This is a genomic window from Kiloniella spongiae (assembly GCF_001026905.1).
Taxonomy (GTDB): domain Bacteria; phylum Pseudomonadota; class Alphaproteobacteria; order Kiloniellales; family Kiloniellaceae; genus Kiloniella; species Kiloniella spongiae.
Map to the genome: position 1 here is coordinate 121,380 of NZ_LAQL01000009.1, position 19,987 is coordinate 141,366.

The following is a 19,987-nucleotide window of genomic DNA, read 5'->3' on the forward strand; positions in this document are numbered from 1 at the left end:
GTTTATTATACTATGTGTAATTTGAACGCGCTGACATCTGTATCAGATCGTCCGTTAAGAAAAAGGGTGACCCGGGACAGGTCACCCTTTCTATTTATTCTCCGGCTTTCGCAACCGGGCGTAATTTTTCCACTTTTGTCGCCGCAGCATCTCTGGCTTCAAGTTCTTCAGCTTTACGAGTCTGAATACGGCTCATGGCTTTTTTACCCAAAGTAAAAGCATCATCCAATAGAGCTTCCAACTGAAGCGCGTGCTTCTTGGCAGACCCTGTTGCAGGTGAGGCTGCAGTTTTACGGCCAGCATAGCGAGGACGGTAATTTTCAAAGCCCATTTCTTCTGCAACTTCCTCAATGAAAGTTGAAACAAAAGACCAAGCCCCCATATTACGATGCTCTTCCTGACACCAGACCAGATCACAATGTTCATAGCCTTTAAGCGCCTGAGACAGTGCTTCGGCCGGGAACGGATAAAGCTGTTCAAGGCGAATAAGGTGAACATTATTAATGCCACGCTTCTCACGTTCGTCGAGAAGGTCGTAATAAACCTTGCCCGTACAAAGAATGACCTGCTTAATTTTGCTCGGCGGATTCACTTTTACGTTGCACGGCAAAACGCGGTGGAACGAGGTGTCCGGTAACATGTCTTCCAAATTGGAAACACAACGCTTGTGGCGAAGAAGCGACTTTGGCGTCATAATAATCAATGGCTTACGGAAACCGCGATGCATCTGACGCCTCAGAACGTGGAAATAGTTCGCCGGTGTTGTACAGTTTACAACCTGAATATTATCCTCAGCACAAGACTGTAGGAAACGTTCAACGCGACCAGATGAATGCTCTGGGCCCTGCCCTTCATATCCATGTGGTAAAAGCATGACCAGACCGGACATTCTCAACCATTTCGACTCACCTGATACGATGAACTGATCAATAATGATCTGTGCCCCATTCACAAAATCACCAAACTGTGCTTCCCACAGAACCAATGCATCAGGTTCAGCCAATGAATAACCATACTCAAAACCAAGAACTGCCAACTCGCTGAGAGGGCTGTTAATGATCTCGGCATCTGCCTGACCAGAGCGAATATTGTTTAAAGGCTTGTATTCAGACTGATCTTGCTGATCAATCCATGCAGCATGACGCTGTGAGAAAGTTCCGCGATTACAATCCTGCCCAGAAAGGCGAACGGGGTGCCCTTCAACAAGTAAAGTACCATAGGCAAGAGCCTCGGCCGTCGCCCAATCCAAGCCTTCACCACTGTCAATCATTGCCTGTTTGGCTTTGAGTTGACGGGTTAACTTGCGATGAATATTAAATCCATCGGGAACTTTACAGAGTGTATTGCCCACTTCTTTAAGAAGGTCCAGCTCAACACCGGTATCGCCGCGACGGGCATCATATCCACGAACGGCGCCGATATGAGACCATTTGCCTTCCAGCCAGTCAGCCTTGTTCGGCTTATAGCCTTCCGCAATCTGGAATTCTTCTTCCAGCTTGTCCCACCATGTTTTGCTGATCGCATCAATTTCGCTTTTGGTAACCATACCTTCTGACGACAGCTGCTCGGCATACAGTTCACGTACAGAACGTTGTTGTGCGATCTTTTTGTACATTTGCGGCTGTGTGAATGTTGGCTCGTCGCCTTCGTTATGACCAAAGCGGCGATAGCAGAACATGTCGATAACCACATCAGATTTAAAGGTCTGGCGGTACTCAATCGCAATACGAGCGACGTGAACCACAGCTTCAGGATCATCACCATTTACGTGAATAATCGGCGCCTGAATAGCCTTCGCAACATCCGTACAGTAAGGACCGGAACGCGAATGAACAGGATCAGTTGTGAAGCCAATCTGGTTGTTTACAATAAAGTGGATCGTTCCACCCGTCGTATAACCATCAAGCTCAGACAAATCCAAAGTTTCAGGAACAAGCCCCTGTCCAGCAAAAGCAGCATCTCCATGAAGCAAAATGCCCATGATTTTACTGCGATCCGTATCGTTCTTTTGGTCCTGTTTCGCGCGAACCTTACCAATAACGACGGGATCAACCGCTTCTAGATGAGACGGGTTAGCCGTAAGGGAAAGGTGAACAGAGTTCCCATCAAATTCACGATCGGATGATGTGCCGAGGTGATATTTAACATCGCCAGAACCACCAACGTCTTCCGGGTTCGCTGCCCCACCCTTAAATTCGCTGAAAATCGCGCGGAAAGGTTTTCCCATCAGATTGGCAAGTATGTTCAGACGTCCGCGATGCGCGACGCCCAAAACAACTTCTTCCAGACCAAGGGCAGATCCTCGTTTCAGAATTTGTTCAAGCGCCGGCACCATTGTCTCGGCACCATCAAGACCAAAGCGTTTGGTTCCTGTGTACTTCTTGCCAAGGAATTGTTCAAAAATCTCAGCCGCGGACAAACGTTCTAAAATAGCCTGTTTGCCTTTGGCTGTGAAATCTGTCCGGTTGTTGATGCCTTCAATGCGCTCCTGAATCCAGGCTTTCTGCTCTGGTTCCTGGATGTGCATAAACTCGACACCAATTTTACCACAATAGGTCTTACGAACACGTTCTACGATTTGACGAAGTGTCGCCGTTTCCAACCCTAGAACACCATTGATAAAGATCGGATGATCCATATCTGCATCGCTAAAACCATAAGCTTTTGGATCAAGTTCGGGGTGTGGATTAATCGGTTTCAACCCAAGAGGATCAAGATTTGCTTCGAGATGACCACGAACCCGGTAAGCCCGTATCAACATCAAAGCACGAATTGAATCAAGGATTGCGCGCCGATTTTCTTCATCGCTCAACGGCACGCCACTCGCTTGTGCCGGAGCTACCGGGACGGTGCTAACACCGTGAATCCCCGCAAGCAAATCTTTGGCATCTTCTTCCAAATTAGAGAAGAAAGACTGCCACCCTGCATCAACTGAATCAGGGCGGCTTATGAACTGGGCATAGAGATCAGCCAGTTCGCCTGCTTTCGGGCCAAAATAGCGGGCCTCATGCCCAACATTAGTGTTCGCCATCTATAACCTGTAGCCGAACTGGAGGGTACCAGTTCGGCTCCCTCCAATATTAGGTTGTTATCCTTGCATCGCTTTCAGCATAGTGCTGCCTAGGCTAGCAGGAGAATCTGCAACATGGAAGCCAGCTGACTTCATGGCTTCAATCTTGTCGTCTGCACCACCTTTACCACCAGCGATAATTGCACCGGCATGGCCCATACGACGGCCAGGAGGTGCCGTAACACCCGCGATAAAGCCAGCAATTGGCTTTTTCACTTTAGAGGCAGCAAAAAATTCTGCTGCTTCTTCTTCAGCACTACCACCAATCTCACCGATCATGATAATGCCCTGCGTTTCATCATCTTCCAGGAAGAGTTCCAGGCAATCGATAAAGTTTGTACCGTTGACAGGATCACCACCGATACCAATACAGGTTGACTGACCAAGGTTCGCAGCCGTTGTTTGTGCCACAGCCTCGTAGGTCAAGGTACCGGAACGGGAAACAATACCAATTTTACCACGCTGATGGATATGTCCCGGCATGATACCGATCTTACATTCATCCGGCGTAATAATACCTGGGCAGTTTGGACCGATCAGGCGAGATCCTGATCCTTCCAGAGCACGTTTTACACGCACCATATCAAGAACCGGAATACCTTCTGTGATACAAACGATCAATTCAACGCCCGCATCAACGGCTTCCAAAATAGCGTCGCCAGCAAAGGGTGGTGGTACATAAATAACAGATGCATTTGCTTCTGTCGTATGAACGGCCTCTGCAACCGTGTTGAAAACAGGCAGATCCAGATGGCTTGTGCCACCTTTACCCGGCGTAACACCACCAACCATCTTTGTGCCGTAAGCTACTGCTTGCTCAGAGTGGAAGGTTCCCTGTGCACCTGTGAAGCCCTGACAGATCACACGAGTATTCTTATTAACTAGTACCGACATTTTACGCGGCCTCCTTCACGGCTTTGACCACTTTTTCAGCAGCATCAGCCAGGTCATCACCAGAAATAATCGGGAGACCGGATTCCGCCATAATTTTCTTACCAAGATCAACGTTTGTACCTTCGAGGCGAACAACCAATGGAACGCTGAGAGATACTTCACGGGCTGCTGCAACAACGCCCTCGGCAATCACATCACATCTCATGATACCACCAAAGATGTTAACCAGAATGCCCTTAACGTTAGGATCAGATAGAATGATCTTGAAAGCGACGGTCACACGCTCTTTCGTTGCGCCACCACCAACATCAAGAAAGTTAGCAGGTTCGCTACCGTAAAGCTTGATGATATCCATCGTCGCCATCGCAAGACCAGCACCGTTCACCATGCACCCGATTTCACCATCCAGTGAAATGTAGTTCAATTCATGACGAGCCGCTTCAAGTTCTTTCGCGTCTTCTTCGTCTTCATCACGCATGCCTGCAACGTCTTTGTGACGGAAAAGTGCGTTATCGTCGAAGTTCATTTTCGCATCGAGTGCAATGATGTCGCCTGCACCGGTAACAACCAATGGGTTGATCTCAACAATGCTGGCATCGAGATCCATAAAGGCTTTGTACATTGTCGCCATGAACTTCACAGCCGCGCCGACCTGTTTACCTTCAAGGCCAAGTCCAAAAGCTAAGTTACGTCCATGGTAAGGCATAAAACCTTCCACAGGATCAATCGCAACTTTAAGGATTTTTTCAGGTGTGGCTTCGGCCACTTCCTCGATTTCCATCCCACCTTCGGTAGATGCCATAATCGTCACGCGGCTGGTCGCGCGGTCAATCAGCATACCGAGATAGAGTTCACGTTTAATGTCACAACCTTCTTCGATATAAAGGCGTTTCACTTCTTTACCGACAGCGCCAGTCTGCTTTGTCACGAGGGTATGACCGAGCATCTTGCGCGCGTTTTCTTTCACATCATCAAGCGTCTTGCAGAGACGAACTCCACCGTCGCCATCAGGGTCGTCGGTGAAACGGCCTGCTCCACGTCCACCTGCGTGGATTTGGGATTTTACAACCCAGATTGGGCCGCCCAGTTCGCGGGCTGCATTTTCTGCCTCTTCCGGTGTAAAAGCAACTGATCCACGGGGAACAGCTACACCGTATTTTCTCAGCAGCTCTTTAGCTTGATATTCATGAATGTTCATGGGACGCCACAAAGCCTCAATTGGTTTTATTTTTTCAATATGGTTAACGAGTCCGAAAACCCTAGCACCAGCAATATACACTTAATTTGTTAAGAGCATAACGACAGATACTTAGCGATAGATTAACACCCCGGACCCAGAGCGCAACCGCACCGCAACAATTTTTGTCGGAAAATTGGTATAAAATGACGCGGATTGTCGGAAACCAGAAGGGGCGTTGCGACCTCTGGTCAACAACGCCCCTTCATATTCTCAATCGCAAGAGGGTTTAATTGTGCAATGCACAGTATCCTATTAGCTTTTTGCTTGAATATCCTTACAAGCTGAAACGAGGCCTTTTACAGCTTCAACAGAACTGGCAAGAAGCGCAGATTCTGTAGCATCCAGATCGATCTCAACAACTTTTTCAACGCCGTTTGCACCTAGGATTGCCGGCACGCCAACATACATACCATCAACACCGTACTGACCTTCGAGATAGGCAGCACATGGCAGAACACGGCGTTTATCTTTCAGATAGCTTTCTGCCATTAGAATTGCAGACGCTGCAGGTGCATAAAAAGCAGATCCGGTTTTCAGCAATCCAACAATCTCAGCACCACCATTTTTTGTACGCTCAACAATAGAATCCAGTTTCTCCTGGCTCATCCAACCCATTTTAATGAGTTCTGGAAGTGCAATACCGGCAACAGTTGAGTGACGAACCATTGGTACCATCGTGTCGCCATGACCACCAAGAACGAATGCCGTCACGTCTTCAACAGATACATTCATTTCATCGGCAAGGAAGTGGCGGAAGCGAGCAGAGTCAAGAACCCCAGCCATACCAACGACTTTATTTGCCGGAAGGCCTGACGCCTGCTGAAGAACCCAGACCATGGCATCCAACGGATTGGTAATGCAGATCACAAAAGCATTTGGACAATGCTGTTTGATGCCTTCACCAACTGACTGCATAACTTTAATGTTAATACCCAAGAGGTCATCGCGGCTCATGCCCGGCTTACGTGCCACGCCAGCGGTTACGATAACAACATCAGAACCAGCAATATCAGCGTAGTCGTTTGCCCCTTTAAGATCAGCATCAAAACCTTCTACAGGAGAAAGTTGGGCAAGATCTAGCGCCTTACCCTGAGGAATACCTTCAGCAATGTCGAAAAGAACGACATCGCCCAAATCTTTCATTCCAGCTAACAAAGCAAGTGTGCCGCCAATATTACCAGCACCAACAAGCGCGATCTTTTTACGTGCCATGATTTCTGTCCTTATCAGGATTTCTTCGACCCGATCGGGCCCTCGATCAAATGCGTCGCAGGTTAAAGAACCTGCAGAATACACAGGGAGTCCTAGCGCGTATCCCCATTTGGAGCAAGGAACTTTGTTGCATTGCACACAGACTCCTCATCTTCAAATTTTGGTGATCTTTATCAAAAGGGTCAATCCAATCACTCTTTGCTGATCAGAACTATTCAGCACAGTTTACGCAGGTTGTTGCATAAGGAAGAGCAAGCAAGCGGCCTTCCGGAATAACTTCGCTGCAATCAGAACAAATACCATAGGTATCATTTTTTATCCGCGTCAACGCAGCTCGAATCTGATTAATTTCGTCCAACCCCGCCTCTTCAAGCCCTTCCAGAACCTGATCACCTTCGCTTTCTGTCGCGTTCTCGCCCCAGTCCTGACTATGAGGTTCCCGAAGATCATGTTCTATTTGGTCCACCCGAACACCAAGTTCTTCCATTCGAGCTTTTAGACTGGCTTTAACTTTATTCAGATCAGGCATTTGCACAGACTCCCTTCTGATAGTTCTATTGATTTTGATAGCACTATTGGGATTATGTCACTTGCGTCCAACGTGTCATTGACTCAAGTCAGCACTATAAAGGATCACAAGTTCATAGCTCATCAGAGCTCACTCTCATTACTTACCAGTTTAAAGCTTTTTGCTATTTAAAGGAAGCATTACCTAGAAGAGCATGTTCACTCCCAATGAGAAGGCCTATTAAACATCGACATGAGGCTGGATAATATATTCCTGCGATCTCATTTCTTGAAGCCGACTGACAGTACGTTCAAATTCGAAAGCCCCATCGCCACTGGGATAAAGCTCTTCTGGTTCAGCCGTCGCAGCAGCAACCAGATTACACCGATGTTCATACAATGCATCAATCAAGGACATGAAGCGGCGCGCTTTATCCCTATTCTCTGATCCCATGACAGGGATATCCGACATAATCAGCGTATGATATCTCTTGGCGATCGTTAAATAATCCCCAGGACCAAGAGCAGTCGCGCAAAGCTCATTAAAGCTCACAAAAGCAACCTTGCGAGCTGTCTTGGCTATTGCAAGCTTACGCCCCTTAATATGCAGGATGTCTTCCTCAGCTTGTGCGCCCTCTGTCAATTGAGCAAAAGCGCCCTCTAAGGCCTGATTGGCTTCATCGCTCAACGGGCTGTGATAAACGGGAAGGTTTTTCATTCGCTCCAGCCGATAATCAATTCCGGAATCAAGCTGAAGCACGTCCAATCGTTCTTTCAAAAGATCGATGAAAGGTAAAAAGCTATCGCGCTGGAGTCCATTTTCATACAGACGATCCGGTGGCCAGTTTGACGTTGCAACAACAACAACACCCTTTTCGAACAAGGCTTCAAACAGGCGGGCTAAAATCATGGCATCAGCAATATTCACCACATGGAACTCATCAAAACAGAGTAGCAAAGCCTCTTCTGCCAACTCAGCAGCAACATCCGGCAAGGGATCAGCCCGTGTGCCTTTATGCTTTTCTCTCCATTTGTGCAGCCGCTCTTGGACTTCTTGCATAAAGGCGTGAAAATGTACGCGTCGCTTCGGCTCTGTTGGAGCGACGGAGAAAAACATATCCATAATTGTGGATTTTCCCGTACCAACCCCACCAAAAAGATATAGTCCTTGCGGCGGCGTCACCTTCCGCCGACCCAGGCCAAGGCGTTCTTTCCATCCACCCATTCCGGTGGACGGTTGATAATTTTTCAACGCGTGATACAGGCTTTGCAACTTTTCAGCGGCAAGTTCCTGTGTTTGATCAGGGCGAAGTTCACCCGCATTCCGCATATCTCGATAGAGAAAGAGTGGACCTTCACTCATAAAAAGGAGATTCCCAAGCTTATATAAATCAATAAATTAAAATATTTAACACCCACATTTAACGACCCCCGGAACAATCAAGAATTGCCCCGTTGCAGTAAGACGCCTGATCAGAACAAAGCCAAAGAACAGCATTGGCAATTTCCTGTGTTGTCCCTGCACGTTTTATAGGAATAACAGGAGCAATTCTATCAACCCGTCCCGGTTCTCCGCCTGACGCATGAATCTCAGTATCAATAATACCCGGAGATACAGCATTAACTCGAATACCTTCGCCGCCAACCTCCTTTGCCAAACCAATCGTCATAGCATCAACGGCTGCCTTCGAAGCAGCATACCAAACATATTCCCCCGGCGACCCCAGACGGGCCGCGATGGATGAAACCGTCACAATTGATCCGCCACTTCCACCATGTTTTGAAGACATCAACTTTACCGCTTCTTGTGAACAATAAAGTGTTCCCATCGTATTAATGCCAATTACGCTATTCATAGTTTCAGCATCAACTTCATCAAAACGACAAATTTTACCCGTTATGCCAGCGTTATTAATCAGGACAGAAGGAACACCTAGCTTGGATTTCACTTCCTCAAAAAGTGCCTTAACTTGCACCGAGTCAGAAATATCAGCCTTTATTGCCAACGCAGTTCCACCTTGCTCATTTATATCACGCGCCAGATTATCAGCTTCATCAGCGCGGGCATGATAGTTAATTGCCACAGCATAGCCTGTAACAGCAGCCATTCTTGATATGGCAGCACCAATTCCCCTGCTCCCACCTGTAACGACCATCACCTTGTTCATAAAACCTCCTGTCTTGCGCTTAATACTGCAATGCGAGATCATAAAAACCTGAAATGATTATTATTTCAACTCCCTGAGTAATAACGAGATAATAAAAAGAGCAACAATTGAATAATTTACACAACCACTTTCACCAATCTAAGTCCGGTTAAATTACAGGAGACGAACAATGAATGAAGATGCCCTGAACATGAGTATTCGTAAGTTTCTCAAAAAAGTTGGCATTACATCACAACGCGAAATCGAGGCTGCCATTCGGGAAAGTATAGAAAGTGATAAGCTGAAAGATAAATCATCCTTTATCATTTCGGTCCAACTACAGGCGCCAGAACTAGGGCTTGATCAAAAAATTGACGGAAAAATAGAGCTGGAATAATTTTTTTTCACAACAAGCGACGGTTTTTATTCTCCCCAGCGTTGAAAGGACATGAAACGATCATTGCTGGAGAAAATCATGATCAGTAAAAAAACATTTATTGTCGCAAGTTCAATCGCTTTTCTAACTGCCGGGGCAGCCTTTGCTGCAGGTGGGGGTAAATGGAAAAACCATTTTGAAGAAGCTGATACAAATGGCGATGGACAAATTACGCAACAAGAAATTGCTAATGCTCAAGCAACCAAGTTCAGCCAAACGGACCTTAACAATGATGGCACCATCAGTCTGACAGAAATGCAGGAAGCTATTACAAAACACATTACCGAAAGAACAAAAAGAAAATTTGGTAAACTAGATACAGATAATTCTGGCGGCATCACAGCTGAAGAATTCAACAGCAAAATAAACAAGATGATAAAGCATCTTGATGACAATAACGATGGCATTATCACTCGGGATGAAATGCCTAAAAATAAATGGCACAGAGGATAGTTGGATAATTGATCTATCATCGCGTGACTGAGTTGTAGAGAAAACGGGCCATCAATGACAACGCCTCAAACCCCACTAGAGGATGCGATTTTAATGGCCCAAGTTGCACAGGGAGACGATAATGCATGCCGTCTTCTTGTGCAACGCCATCTCAATCAGCTTGTCGGGCTGGCCATGAGAATGACCGGAAACCGATCTGAAGCAGAAGACATTGCCCAGGAATCTTTTGTCAGACTCTGGAAACAAAGTCACGATTGGCAAGCAAAAGCGAAAATATCAACATGGCTTTACAGAGTAGCTCACAACCTTGCCATTGATGCCATCCGCCAGAAAGAGCGACAAAAGGTATCTGTAAATGACCAAACAGAGATAAGCGAAAATACCACAAGCACACAAAGAAACCAGGACCATATGTTACATCAACAAGACATAACACGACAGGTTGAAGCGGCCATATCTCATTTACCGGAACGACAAAGGGCCGCCATTACCCTTGTCCATCACAGAGATATGTCAAATAAAGAAGCTGCTCACGTTATGGACATATCTGTTGATGCGCTTGAATCTCTGTTAGCACGAGGCAGAAGAAGTCTCAAAAAGGCCCTTGTAGAAAGCCGTGCCGATTTATTGGGAGCAACATCGTGATGCCACACTCAAACCTCTCAAGCGAAGATCGAGATAAATTCACCTTTCTTTTGGATTGTTATGGCGCCTATACCCACCATTGGCCGGAAGAAAACCGCGACTGGGCCTTGAATCTTATTGAACAATATCCCGAAGTCAAAATCGTACGAGAGCAAGCATTGGAACTAGATCAACTTCTTGATCAAAGTTCAGCAGAACCGGATTCAGCACACTTGATGAATTCAATTCTGTCTCAAGCTCCCCAGAAAAAATCACAAGAAGAGAAAACGCGACAAAAGGAACTCAGGCAAGGTCTGTTAAGTCAGCTATGGCCCTATGAAGGTGTATGGCGTCCATTGTCCGCGTTAACCACGGCCGGTATATTCGGTATTTTACTCGGCACGACCTCACCAGATCTTCTTTATCAACAAGAGATAACAGAAGTGGAAAGCGCTTACCTGGAATTTTCGCTTGGCGACAGCTTTTCAAACAGTTTTCCAGAAGGAGAAATCGACTAATGCCTGTTCCTTCTAAAAAGGTTCTTACCATTCTTTTCACTATTTCTTTAGCCGTAAACATCTTTATGGGTGGCCTTATCGGCTCACACATGTGGCACGCTCGTACTTATGGTCCCGGATTGGCACATAGCAAGCCCCATGACCAAAGAAAACAATGGCGAGAACTCTCCTCAGAACAGCGTGATCTTTTCAAGAAAATTTGGCGTGAGAATAAAGATGATATCAAATCCTCGTTCAAAGAGCTTCGCACTTCGCATAAAAAATTAAAAAACAACCTGAAGGGCAAAACAGAACGTGTCGAGTTCGAGGCAGCTTTTCAATTATTCATTACTGAGCAATCTGATATTCATACACAAACAATGGAAAAGTTACTTGATATTGCGATGACTTTACCGCCGGAAGATCGCAGCACGTTTCTTTCCCTATGGGGCACACGAGGACGTAATCAACATGGTAAGCCTTAGCATTTCTAGGCTATTGAACAATCCGGCTCGCAGGTAAAATGATGGATGCTACCGTCCCCTTGCCCTCTTCACTTGAAAGTTGAAGGCTACCTTCGTGCAACTGACAAAGTTTTTGAGAGATCGAAAGCCCTAACCCAGTCCCTTGAACCTGCCGTGTCATCGCGGCATCCACTTGAGTAAATGGATTCATGACGTCTTCCAACTTCTCTTTTGGAATACCGATGCCCGTGTCAACAACCTTGATGAAGACCTTGTCTTCATCAAGCCCACCTTCAATGCGTATTTTACCACCTGAAGGCGTAAACTTAACCGCATTGGACAACAAATTAATCAATATCTGCTTCATGCCCCGCTCATCCGCATAAACATTCGGCAAAGATGTTGCTGAAGAAATTTCAAGATCCAAATCACCACTATCCAACCTTGGCCGGATAATCGTGACGGACGAATTGATCAAACTTTGAAGGTCGATCTGCTCCTCATTCAGAGAGAATTCACCTGCTTCAATTTTAGACAAATCAAGGATGTCATTAATGAGCTTCAACAAGTGATCACCACTATTGCGAATATCGGATAAGTAATCGTGATATCGCCTGGATCCCAACGGCCCAAAAACCTCACGTTCCATTAACTCGGAAAACCCGATAATTGCATTCAAGGGCGTCCGCAGTTCGTGGCTCATATTAGCCAGAAATTCTGACTTTGCTCTGTTCGCAACTTCGGCACTTTCTTTTGCCTGCATTAACTGTACTTCAGCCATACGTTGCTTGGTGATATCTTCTTTTGTCGCGACATAATTAGTGATCTCGCCCTGATCATTAACAACACTGGAAATAGATGCGCGTTCCCAGAAAAAATCACCATTTTTGTGCTTATTTTTAAATACACCAGTCCAGACATTTCCACTGGAAATTGTTTCCCAAAGTTCCTTATATTCTTGTTCTGGCGTATGCCCTGACTTCAATACATTTGGCGTTTTCCCAATAATTTCATCCGGACTATAGCCTGTAACCTCTGTAAACTTGGGATTAACATACTCCACAATACCCTGGGGGTCTGTAATCTGGATAACAGCAGGATTCTGTTCAATCGCTTTGAAGAGTTTACGCAAACGACTCTCAACTTCTTTTTGTGCAGAGATATCACGAATAAAGGTTATTCGGTTGTTTTCACCATGAAGAATACTGTTTTTTGCGGTAATACTTACCTCAAACTTCGATCCATCTCTACGAACACCAATGGCTTCGTAAGCACCTGTCCTTTTGGTATCAATTGCATCCATAACTTTATCAAGCGACTCAGGCGCAATAAGCTCAGGCGCTCCAAGTGTAATCATTTCCTCATACGCATAACCAAACATCCGTAGCGCAGCGTCATTACAATCTGACATCCCTTTATCAGAATGAATGATGATTCCTTCGTTGGAAAGTTCCGATAACCGACGAAGACGCTCTTCACTGATACGTAGATTTTGCTCTGCCTTGATACGTTCTGAAATATCAACACTTATGCCAATTAATCCGGCAAAGGTTCCGTCCGAATTATCAAAGCGGGCCTTGTGCATCAGAATATGCATATGAGACCCATCAGGACGGGTAAAAACAGCAACTCTTTCATCTGTAACACCCGATTTCACAGCCTTAACATCATCTTCAATAAAAGAATCAGCTAACTCCTTTGGGAAGAGTTCATGAGATGTTTTTCCAACGATCTCATCCAGCTCCAGTTCAATGTTTTTTTGAAAAAGCTTATTACATCCCAGATATTTGCCATCCTGATCTTTAAAGAAGATCTGCGCAGGCATGGCATCCAATAGCGCTTGGAGAAAATTATTATGTCGCTCAACAGCGCGTTCCGCCGTTTCAAGCCGTTCAACATGCTGACTCAATTTTTTGAAATCTGGGACAGCTTTGATAAAACCAATAAAGAGAAAAAGCGTCCCACCCAAATAACCAATGAGCTTTTCCAGCACAGCCTGAATGGGCGTATTGCCAATAATCAGATATTGATTTAGTTGAGGAAAATTATCCGTAACATCTAAAAAACTGCCAAACGCTAGGAAAACAAAGCCTGCGGTTATATAGTTCCACCCCTGAAAAGTAAGATCCTGGGTCGGGCGACGCCAAATTATTACTATAACAAGAATGATTAGAACGGCTGCGCGAACAATTTCCGCCGTCAAATCCAGCATCGACAACCAGGCTCCTAACCCCACACTAAAGAAATATCTCTCTTCTCAACCACCCAGAATTTGCGGAGATTATTCCAAAACTTAAACATTTACTTTCATATCCGAGCCAGTATCTGTAATGAAAACTAACAGGAAGTAAATGTGACAAAATTTACCCATAAAAAAGGCCGACAAAACTGTCAGCCTTTTCTTAATTAGAATCAATAGCTTTATTGATAATCAAACTTTTCTTTCAACCATCAATTTTTTGATTTTTGCAATCGCCTTCGCCGGGTTCAGCCCTTTTGGACAGGTTTTTGTGCAGTTCATAATTGTATGGCATCGGAAAAGCCTGAAGGGATCTTCCAGATTATCCAGGCGCGATCCCGTTTCTTCATCCCGAGAATCAGCAATAAAACGATAAGCCTGGAGCAAAACAGCGGGACCAAGATAACGATCGCCATTCCACCAATAACTTGGGCAGGATGTTGAACAGCTAAAGCACAGGATACATTCCCACAAGCCATCAAGTTTCTTCCGATCTTCAGGTGTCTGAAGACGCTCTCTCTCAGGTGCGGCAGTCGTGGTTTTCAACCACGGCTCAATAGATGCGTATTGCGCATAAACCTGATTGAGGTCAGGTACCAAATCCTTGACTACAGGCATATGTGGCAAAGGATAGATTTTAACTTCATCACCCTCGTCAACATCGCTGCAGAACTTGGTACAGGCCAAAGTATTCGACCCATCAATGTTCATGGCACAGGATCCACAAACACCCTCACGACAGGAACGACGGAATGTCAGGCTTGGATCAATCTCGTTTTTAATCTTGATCAAGGCATCCAAGACCATTGGACCACAGTTATCCATGTCCACTTCGTAAACATCTTCCCGTGGTGTTTCCCCGCTATCAGGGTCCCAGCGGTAAACGCGGAAGGTCTTGGTTTTTGTTGCCCCAGCCGGAGCTGGATGTTTTTTCCCGCTCTTATTTATTTTTGAATTAGCTGGAAGTGCAAATTCTACCATTGTTATTTTCTCCTAGACGCTTTCCCTTTAGCCACTTAGTAAACACGGGCTTTTGGTGGGAAGGATTGCACTTCATCAGTTAGCGGCTCCAGATTAACCGGACGATAATCAAAAGTAACATTCCCGTCTTCATCACACTTGGCCAGTGTGTGTTTCATCCATTTTTCGTCATCACGATCGGGGAAATCTTCACGGGCTTGCGCACCGCGACTTTCCTCACGATTTGCGGCACCAGCCATGGTAACGCGTGACTGATACATCAGATTATCAAGTTCCAAAGTCTCGACTAAATCAGAGTTCCAGATCAAAGAGCGATCGGTAACATTGATATCGTCGCGTTTGCTCCAGATTGAACCAAGAAGATCAATACCCTGTTTCAGGCTTTCGCCTGTCCTGAACACAGCCGCATGGTTTTGCATTGCTTTTTGCATTTCCAGGCGAACTTCAGATGTCTTCATTGAACCTTTGGCGTAACGTGCCTTATCCAGACGGGCGAGAGAGTTATCCCCGGCATCGGCAGGAAGAGGCGCCTGTGAAGCACCCGGCTTTAGCGTTTCAATACAGTGAAGCGCCGCACCACGGCCAAAAACAACCAAATCGAGCAGCGAGTTTGATCCCAGACGGTTCGCACCGTGTACAGAAACACACGCGGCTTCACCGATGGCCATCAAACCCGGAACTTCTGTATTCGGATCACCATTCTTACTGGTCACAACATCGCCTGTGTACTTACACGGGACACCGCCCATGTTGTAGTGACAGGTCGGGATTACCGGAATTGGTTCTTTCGACACATCTACACCGGCAAAAATACTTGCGGATTCAGCAATACCCGGCAGACGTTCAGCAATAAGATCAGGGTCCAGATGCTCAATATGCAAATGAATATGATCGTTGCCAGTGCCAACACCTCGACCATCGCGAATTTCCATCGTCATAGCACGGCTAACCACATCACGAGATGCCAAATCTTTAGCACTCGGTGCATAGCGTTCCATGAAACGCTCACCTTCAGAGTTGGTCAAATAACCACCTTCACCGCGAACGCCCTCTGTAATCAGACAACCAGCGCCATAAATTCCAGTTGGATGGAATTGAACGAACTCCATATCCTGGCAATCAAGACCCGCACGTAACGCCATGCCGTTACCATCACCCGTACAGGTATGCGCCCCAGTACAAGAGAAATATGCTCGACCATAACCACCCGTCGCCAAGATAACTTTCTGTGCTCGGAAACGATGGATCGTACCATCGTCAAGGTTCCATGCCACAACGCCGCGGCACTCGCCATTTTCCATGATCAGGTCAATGGCAAAATATTCAATAAAGAATTCGGCGTGACGTCGTAAGCTCTGCTGATAGAGCGTATGCAGCATCGCATGACCTGTTCGGTCAGCGGCCGCACACGTACGTTGCGCAATACCTTCGCCAAATCGGGTTGTCATCCCCCCGAAAGGGCGTTGGTAGATCTTACCTTCTTCCGTACGGCTAAAAGGCATCCCATAGTGTTCCAGCTCGACAATCGCCGGAACGGCTTCGCGCACCATGTATTCGATTGAATCCTGATCGCCCAGCCAATCAGATCCTTTTACGGTATCGTACATGTGCCAGCGCCAGTCATCTTCACCCATATTCCCAAGGGATGCTGAAATTCCCCCTTGAGCAGCAACGGTGTGACTACGTGTTGGAAAAACCTTGGTAATACAAGCTGTTTTCAGGCCTGCTTCTGCCAAACCCAGTGTCGCACGCAAACCTGCGCCACCGGCCCCGACAACAACCACATCATAAGTGTGGTCGATAAACTCATATGCTTTGTTTGATGGAGCAGTGTTCATCGTTTATTTCCTAGCCCCTGAATAAAATCATCAAAATTGAAAGAATACCTGTCAGACCCAAGACAACATGGACTGACAGACTCAGGAACAGGGAAAGAACTTTACTGGCCTCTCCATGTACATAATCTTCTATCACCACCTGCATTCCCTGTTGAGAATGAAGAAGGCCGACAGAGATCAAAAGAATTAACAACCCTGCAACAACAGGCGACTGCACCCATTCCAGAAACTGCACATGGTCAGCGCCGGTCATCAAAGCAACCGAAAAGACAAACCACAGCACGAGCGGAACAAGTGCCAAGCTGGTCAGGCGTTGAGCCCACCAGTGTGAAGAGCCATCTTTTGCGGATCCTAACCCACGGGCACGTCCCAAAGGCGTACGTAGCGACATATCAAGCTCCTCCTACTGCATAAGCGAGGCCCCAAAGCCCCAATGTGATAATGACTGAGAATACGATCACAGCCTTACCGGATGCATAAGCGGTCTCAAGCTCAAGGCCTTTACCCGCATCCCAGTAGAGATGGCGAATGCCGTTACAAAGGTGAAAAACGAGGGCAAATGTCCAACCGAAAAGAAGCAGTCGGCCGAACCAGGAACCCAAAAAGGATTGTACCAGTTCAAAATATTCCGCGCCGCTTGCTGCCGCAGCAAGCCACCAGATCAGGACGATAGAACCCACGGATGTGGCAACGCCCATGATGCGGAATAGAATAGAAAGTACGGAAGTTAATTGAGGACGATACACCTGCAAATGAGGTGAAAGAGGTCTGTTACCCCTGGACATGTTTTCTTTCCCGATATTGCGCACTGGTTCCACTTTTCAACTTCGCGCGCCTTATATTTAGCAGAACCCAAAGATATGATGACGTTAAACCGCAATGCAGCATTAGTCAATGCAAGGCGACCAAAACTCGCTAAAGAACGACCTGACAACAAACAAGTAATTTATAATGGCAATAATTGTGACTTTTACTTATTAACATCATCTTAAAACTTCAAAAAACGTCCATGCTGCATCGCACAACTATACAATTAAGAAGAAGTATTAAAATAAAAAATTATCTTAATCTTGCGAAAATTAAACAAAGCTAGCAACGTCAATAAACATTATTCAAACAACGATTCAATTTAAGGCAGAAAGATTGAACGCAGAGAATATTTATTATTTCGATACAATAGCTACAATCGAACCCGACCTAAGAATTTTCTCACTATTAGGGATATTTTTTTATTTAGGCATCAGGATTGTGTAATCAAAATCGAGAACGATATCTTCATCATACCGCCCTTCGCTGTTCTTTAAGGGGAAGCTTTCACAGTTGTTATTCTTGGCCGCAACTAGACGGACTCTCAAAGCCCCGACATCATCACGTCCAGAAAGTTCAATTTTCTCCAGAACTTCGCTCCAGGCATAGATCGTATCCCCAGCAAAAGTCGGGGCAACATGAGTTCCCCCGTTAATCGCAGCAACTTTGAATCCGTTTTCCATACCATTAAAAGAGAGTGCACGAGCAAGCGAAATTATATGCCCGCCATAGATCAAGCGTCGCCCAAAGCGCCCTTCCGCTTCTGTATGCTGGTTAAAGTGAACTTTTGCTGTGTTTTGATAGAGCCGGGTGGCCATTTGATGCTCGGCCTCTTCAATGGTCATCCCATCGACATGCGCGATGCGCTCACCGACACTATAATCCCCCCATCGATAAGCTGATCCGGATAAGGCATAATCATACTCGGTCAAATTAAGTTCACAAGGGATAGACAAAGAAGTAACAACGACACCTGTGCTCAATTCCGGAATAACAACCTCTGGAGCTGGCGTATTAACATCACGCTTTCGCACCATTACCCAGCGCACATACTGCAGCACCATTTCCCCGTTTTGATTACGTCCGGTAGAGCGAACATAAACAACACCGGTTCTGCCGTTGGAATTTTCCTTTACCCCAATGACGTCACTAACCGTCGAAACTGTATCGCCCGGATACAATGGCACACCAAAGATACCCTCTGCATAGCCAAGATTAGCCACAGCATTTAACGAGATATCAGCAACCGTCTTTCCAAAAACAATGTGAAACGCGAGGAAGTCATCTATCGGCGCACGAGCAAAGCCAAGGGATCGCGCAAACTCATCAGAAGATGAAAAGGCAAACCTGGAACCGTAAAAGGCCGTGTAGAGAGCTTGATCACCAGAAGTTATCGTTCTCGGGGTCGCATGTACAAGCACCATACCGGGATAAAAATCTTCGAAGAAATTCCCTTCCCGGATTTTACTTTCTGTATAATTTTTAACGCCCATGACCTTCTCCCCTATTCTCTTATTACGCGCTCTGTTCTAACGCGATGACTGCATCTGAATAGGCAATCAATCTGCGGGCTTCATCTGCGTGAAGATTTTCAATCAAACGACCATCTAGCACGACAACCCCCTGCCCCTGCTTTTTAGCTTCTTCGAAAGCCGCAACAATGGATCGCGCTTTTTCCACAGCCTCTTTCGAGGGACCAAAGGTACTGTTCGCGACAGAGATGGTTTTGGGATGGATCAGTGTTTTGCCATCGAAGCCCAGAGCTAATCCCTGTACACAGATTTCCGCGAAAGCATCATCGTTATTAAGATCAAGACAAACCCCGTCAACAATACCGATGCCATAAGCTCTGGCAGCTAACAAACATAGCCCCAACGACGTAATCACTGGCAAGCGTTCTCGCGTATGTCGAGCCTGTAAATCCTTAACCAGATCAGACGTGCCCATCACAAAGCAGGAAATCCGCTCGGATGAAGCCGCAATTTCTTTGGCATTGAGCATACCCAAAGGCGTTTCCATCATACACATGACGGACATACTTTCCGGCGCGCCCGACTTATTCATCAGATCGACAAGATTAAGCACTTGCCTTTCATTCTCGACTTTCGGAAGTAAAATTGCATCTGCCGTTGTTCGGGAGATCGCCTTGATGTCTTCAAGGCCCCATTCAGTGTCCAGCCCATTCACACGAACAATGATTTCGCGCTTGCCATACCCGCCTTTTTGCAAAGCTTCGACGACCATTTGGCGGGCTTCGACTTTTTTGTCATCAGTAACAGCATCTTCAAGGTCGAAGATCAGCGCATCTGCCATCAGACTTCGCCCTTTTTCCAAAGCTCTAGCTTTCGAACCAGGCATGTAAAGAACAGATCTTCTCGGTCTTTGTACCGCTACCATCTTCAACTCCTCTGTCTTATCTTGCTGTCATTTTGACCTATGCACAGCTTATTGTGCATCGCAGCATTTATTGCATAGTTCCATCAAACGGATCGACAAACAAGACTTTTTATTTCCTTTTCTCCCTTCCCATATATCAATAATTACTGAAATCAATGAACGCGATAGCAGCTAACGACAC

The 19,987-nt window shown here is 46.1% G+C and carries 19 protein-coding genes; 5 read left to right on the plus strand and 14 right to left on the minus strand.

The genetic code is table 11. From position 1 onward, the window contains the following. Positions 1–94: 94 nt before the first annotated feature. The 7 genes from WH96_RS14815 to WH96_RS14845 form a co-directional block, all read right to left on the minus strand. The gene (locus WH96_RS14815; RefSeq protein WP_047764966.1) at positions 95–3,031 is read right to left on the minus strand and encodes a 2-oxoglutarate dehydrogenase E1 component; all 2,937 of its coding nucleotides are present in this window, start codon (positions 3,029–3,031) and stop codon (positions 95–97) included. Between the two features lie 57 nt (positions 3,032–3,088). After that, positions 3,089–3,964: a succinate--CoA ligase subunit alpha gene (gene sucD, locus WH96_RS14820; RefSeq protein ID WP_047764967.1), complete on the minus strand. Its 876-nt coding sequence runs from the start codon at positions 3,962–3,964 to the stop codon at positions 3,089–3,091. 1 nt (position 3,965) lies between these two features. After that, positions 3,966–5,162: an ADP-forming succinate--CoA ligase subunit beta gene (sucC, locus tag WH96_RS14825; protein ID WP_047764968.1), complete on the minus strand. Its 1,197-nt coding sequence runs from the start codon at positions 5,160–5,162 to the stop codon at positions 3,966–3,968. A gap of 294 nt (positions 5,163–5,456) precedes the next feature. After that, the gene (mdh, locus tag WH96_RS14830; RefSeq protein WP_047765056.1) at positions 5,457–6,416 is read right to left on the minus strand and encodes a malate dehydrogenase; all 960 of its coding nucleotides are present in this window, start codon (positions 6,414–6,416) and stop codon (positions 5,457–5,459) included. Between the two features lie 211 nt (positions 6,417–6,627). Continuing rightward, entirely contained in the window at positions 6,628–6,945 is a 318-nt protein-coding gene (locus tag WH96_RS14835; protein WP_047764969.1) for a TraR/DksA family transcriptional regulator, read from the minus strand. Between the two features lie 219 nt (positions 6,946–7,164). Next, on the minus strand, positions 7,165–8,286 hold the full coding sequence (gene zapE, locus WH96_RS14840; RefSeq protein WP_047764970.1) for a cell division protein ZapE: 1,122 nt from the start codon (positions 8,284–8,286) through the stop codon (positions 7,165–7,167). A gap of 58 nt (positions 8,287–8,344) precedes the next feature. Continuing rightward, positions 8,345–9,091: an SDR family oxidoreductase gene (locus WH96_RS14845; protein WP_047764971.1), complete on the minus strand. Its 747-nt coding sequence runs from the start codon at positions 9,089–9,091 to the stop codon at positions 8,345–8,347. A gap of 169 nt (positions 9,092–9,260) precedes the next feature. On the opposite strand from WH96_RS14845, the gene WH96_RS14850 reads away from it, so the two are divergent. The 5 genes from WH96_RS14850 to WH96_RS14870 all read left to right on the plus strand — a co-directional run bounded on the left by WH96_RS14850 (position 9,261) and on the right by WH96_RS14870 (position 11,565). Next, positions 9,261–9,467, plus strand: coding sequence for a DUF6494 family protein (locus WH96_RS14850; RefSeq protein ID WP_047764972.1), 207 nt, complete (start codon positions 9,261–9,263; stop codon positions 9,465–9,467). A gap of 78 nt (positions 9,468–9,545) precedes the next feature. Then, on the plus strand, positions 9,546–9,959 hold the full coding sequence (locus WH96_RS21475) for an EF-hand domain-containing protein (protein ID WP_053005970.1): 414 nt from the start codon (positions 9,546–9,548) through the stop codon (positions 9,957–9,959). Positions 9,960–10,013: 54 nt separating this feature from the next. Continuing rightward, positions 10,014–10,604 (plus strand): sigma-70 family RNA polymerase sigma factor, encoded by a 591-nt coding sequence (locus WH96_RS14860; RefSeq protein ID WP_047764973.1) that lies wholly within the window; start codon positions 10,014–10,016, stop codon positions 10,602–10,604. After that, positions 10,604–11,101 (plus strand): hypothetical protein, encoded by a 498-nt coding sequence (locus WH96_RS22145; RefSeq protein ID WP_047764974.1) that lies wholly within the window; start codon positions 10,604–10,606, stop codon positions 11,099–11,101. Before WH96_RS14860 ends, WH96_RS22145 begins: the two co-directional genes overlap by 1 nt. Then, a complete protein-coding gene (locus tag WH96_RS14870) occupies positions 11,101–11,565 on the plus strand; it encodes a periplasmic heavy metal sensor (RefSeq protein WP_047764975.1) in 465 nt (154 codons plus the stop codon). Before WH96_RS22145 ends, WH96_RS14870 begins: the two co-directional genes overlap by 1 nt. Before the next feature lie 10 nt (positions 11,566–11,575). Here WH96_RS14870 and WH96_RS21480 read toward each other — a convergent pair whose 3' ends face one another. The 7 genes from WH96_RS21480 to WH96_RS14905 all read right to left on the minus strand — a co-directional run bounded on the left by WH96_RS21480 (position 11,576) and on the right by WH96_RS14905 (position 19,806). After that, a complete protein-coding gene (locus WH96_RS21480; protein ID WP_053005972.1) occupies positions 11,576–13,756 on the minus strand; it encodes a PAS domain-containing protein in 2,181 nt (726 codons plus the stop codon). Between the two features lie 219 nt (positions 13,757–13,975). After that, the gene (locus tag WH96_RS14880) at positions 13,976–14,764 is read right to left on the minus strand and encodes a succinate dehydrogenase iron-sulfur subunit (protein WP_047764976.1); all 789 of its coding nucleotides are present in this window, start codon (positions 14,762–14,764) and stop codon (positions 13,976–13,978) included. A gap of 35 nt (positions 14,765–14,799) precedes the next feature. Further along, the gene (gene sdhA / locus WH96_RS14885) at positions 14,800–16,602 is read right to left on the minus strand and encodes a succinate dehydrogenase flavoprotein subunit (RefSeq protein ID WP_047764977.1); all 1,803 of its coding nucleotides are present in this window, start codon (positions 16,600–16,602) and stop codon (positions 14,800–14,802) included. A 10-nt stretch (positions 16,603–16,612) separates the two neighbouring features. Next, entirely contained in the window at positions 16,613–16,993 is a 381-nt protein-coding gene (gene sdhD / locus WH96_RS14890; RefSeq protein WP_047764978.1) for a succinate dehydrogenase, hydrophobic membrane anchor protein, read from the minus strand. 1 nt (position 16,994) lies between these two features. Then, positions 16,995–17,387, minus strand: a complete 393-nt coding sequence (gene sdhC / locus WH96_RS14895; RefSeq protein WP_047764979.1) for a succinate dehydrogenase, cytochrome b556 subunit — start codon at positions 17,385–17,387, stop codon at positions 16,995–16,997. A 444-nt stretch (positions 17,388–17,831) separates the two neighbouring features. Continuing rightward, positions 17,832–18,902: a MaoC family dehydratase gene (locus WH96_RS14900; protein ID WP_047764980.1), complete on the minus strand. Its 1,071-nt coding sequence runs from the start codon at positions 18,900–18,902 to the stop codon at positions 17,832–17,834. 22 nt (positions 18,903–18,924) lie between these two features. Beyond that, positions 18,925–19,806: an HpcH/HpaI aldolase/citrate lyase family protein gene (locus WH96_RS14905; RefSeq protein WP_047764981.1), complete on the minus strand. Its 882-nt coding sequence runs from the start codon at positions 19,804–19,806 to the stop codon at positions 18,925–18,927. Positions 19,807–19,987: the final 181 nt, after the last annotated feature.

Coding starts and splice junctions, on each gene's coding strand:
- WH96_RS14815 (WP_047764966.1), bottom strand. CDS start 3,031: ATGGCGAACACTAATGTTGGGCATGAGGCCCGCTATTTTGGCCCGAAA.
- sucD (WP_047764967.1), bottom strand. CDS start 3,964: ATGTCGGTACTAGTTAATAAGAATACTCGTGTGATCTGTCAGGGCTTC.
- sucC (WP_047764968.1), bottom strand. CDS start 5,162: ATGAACATTCATGAATATCAAGCTAAAGAGCTGCTGAGAAAATACGGT.
- mdh (WP_047765056.1), bottom strand. CDS start 6,416: ATGGCACGTAAAAAGATCGCGCTTGTTGGTGCTGGTAATATTGGCGGC.
- WH96_RS14835 (WP_047764969.1), bottom strand. CDS start 6,945: ATGCCTGATCTGAATAAAGTTAAAGCCAGTCTAAAAGCTCGAATGGAA.
- zapE (WP_047764970.1), bottom strand. CDS start 8,286: ATGAGTGAAGGTCCACTCTTTCTCTATCGAGATATGCGGAATGCGGGT.
- WH96_RS14845 (WP_047764971.1), bottom strand. CDS start 9,091: ATGAACAAGGTGATGGTCGTTACAGGTGGGAGCAGGGGAATTGGTGCT.
- WH96_RS14850 (WP_047764972.1), top strand. CDS start 9,261: ATGAATGAAGATGCCCTGAACATGAGTATTCGTAAGTTTCTCAAAAAA.
- WH96_RS21475 (WP_053005970.1), top strand. CDS start 9,546: ATGATCAGTAAAAAAACATTTATTGTCGCAAGTTCAATCGCTTTTCTA.
- WH96_RS14860 (WP_047764973.1), top strand. CDS start 10,014: ATGACAACGCCTCAAACCCCACTAGAGGATGCGATTTTAATGGCCCAA.
- WH96_RS22145 (WP_047764974.1), top strand. CDS start 10,604: ATGCCACACTCAAACCTCTCAAGCGAAGATCGAGATAAATTCACCTTT.
- WH96_RS14870 (WP_047764975.1), top strand. CDS start 11,101: ATGCCTGTTCCTTCTAAAAAGGTTCTTACCATTCTTTTCACTATTTCT.
- WH96_RS21480 (WP_053005972.1), bottom strand. CDS start 13,756: ATGCTGGATTTGACGGCGGAAATTGTTCGCGCAGCCGTTCTAATCATT.
- WH96_RS14880 (WP_047764976.1), bottom strand. CDS start 14,764: ATGGTAGAATTTGCACTTCCAGCTAATTCAAAAATAAATAAGAGCGGG.
- sdhA (WP_047764977.1), bottom strand. CDS start 16,602: ATGAACACTGCTCCATCAAACAAAGCATATGAGTTTATCGACCACACT.
- sdhD (WP_047764978.1), bottom strand. CDS start 16,993: ATGTCGCTACGTACGCCTTTGGGACGTGCCCGTGGGTTAGGATCCGCA.
- sdhC (WP_047764979.1), bottom strand. CDS start 17,387: ATGTCCAGGGGTAACAGACCTCTTTCACCTCATTTGCAGGTGTATCGT.
- WH96_RS14900 (WP_047764980.1), bottom strand. CDS start 18,902: ATGGGCGTTAAAAATTATACAGAAAGTAAAATCCGGGAAGGGAATTTC.
- WH96_RS14905 (WP_047764981.1), bottom strand. CDS start 19,806: ATGGTAGCGGTACAAAGACCGAGAAGATCTGTTCTTTACATGCCTGGT.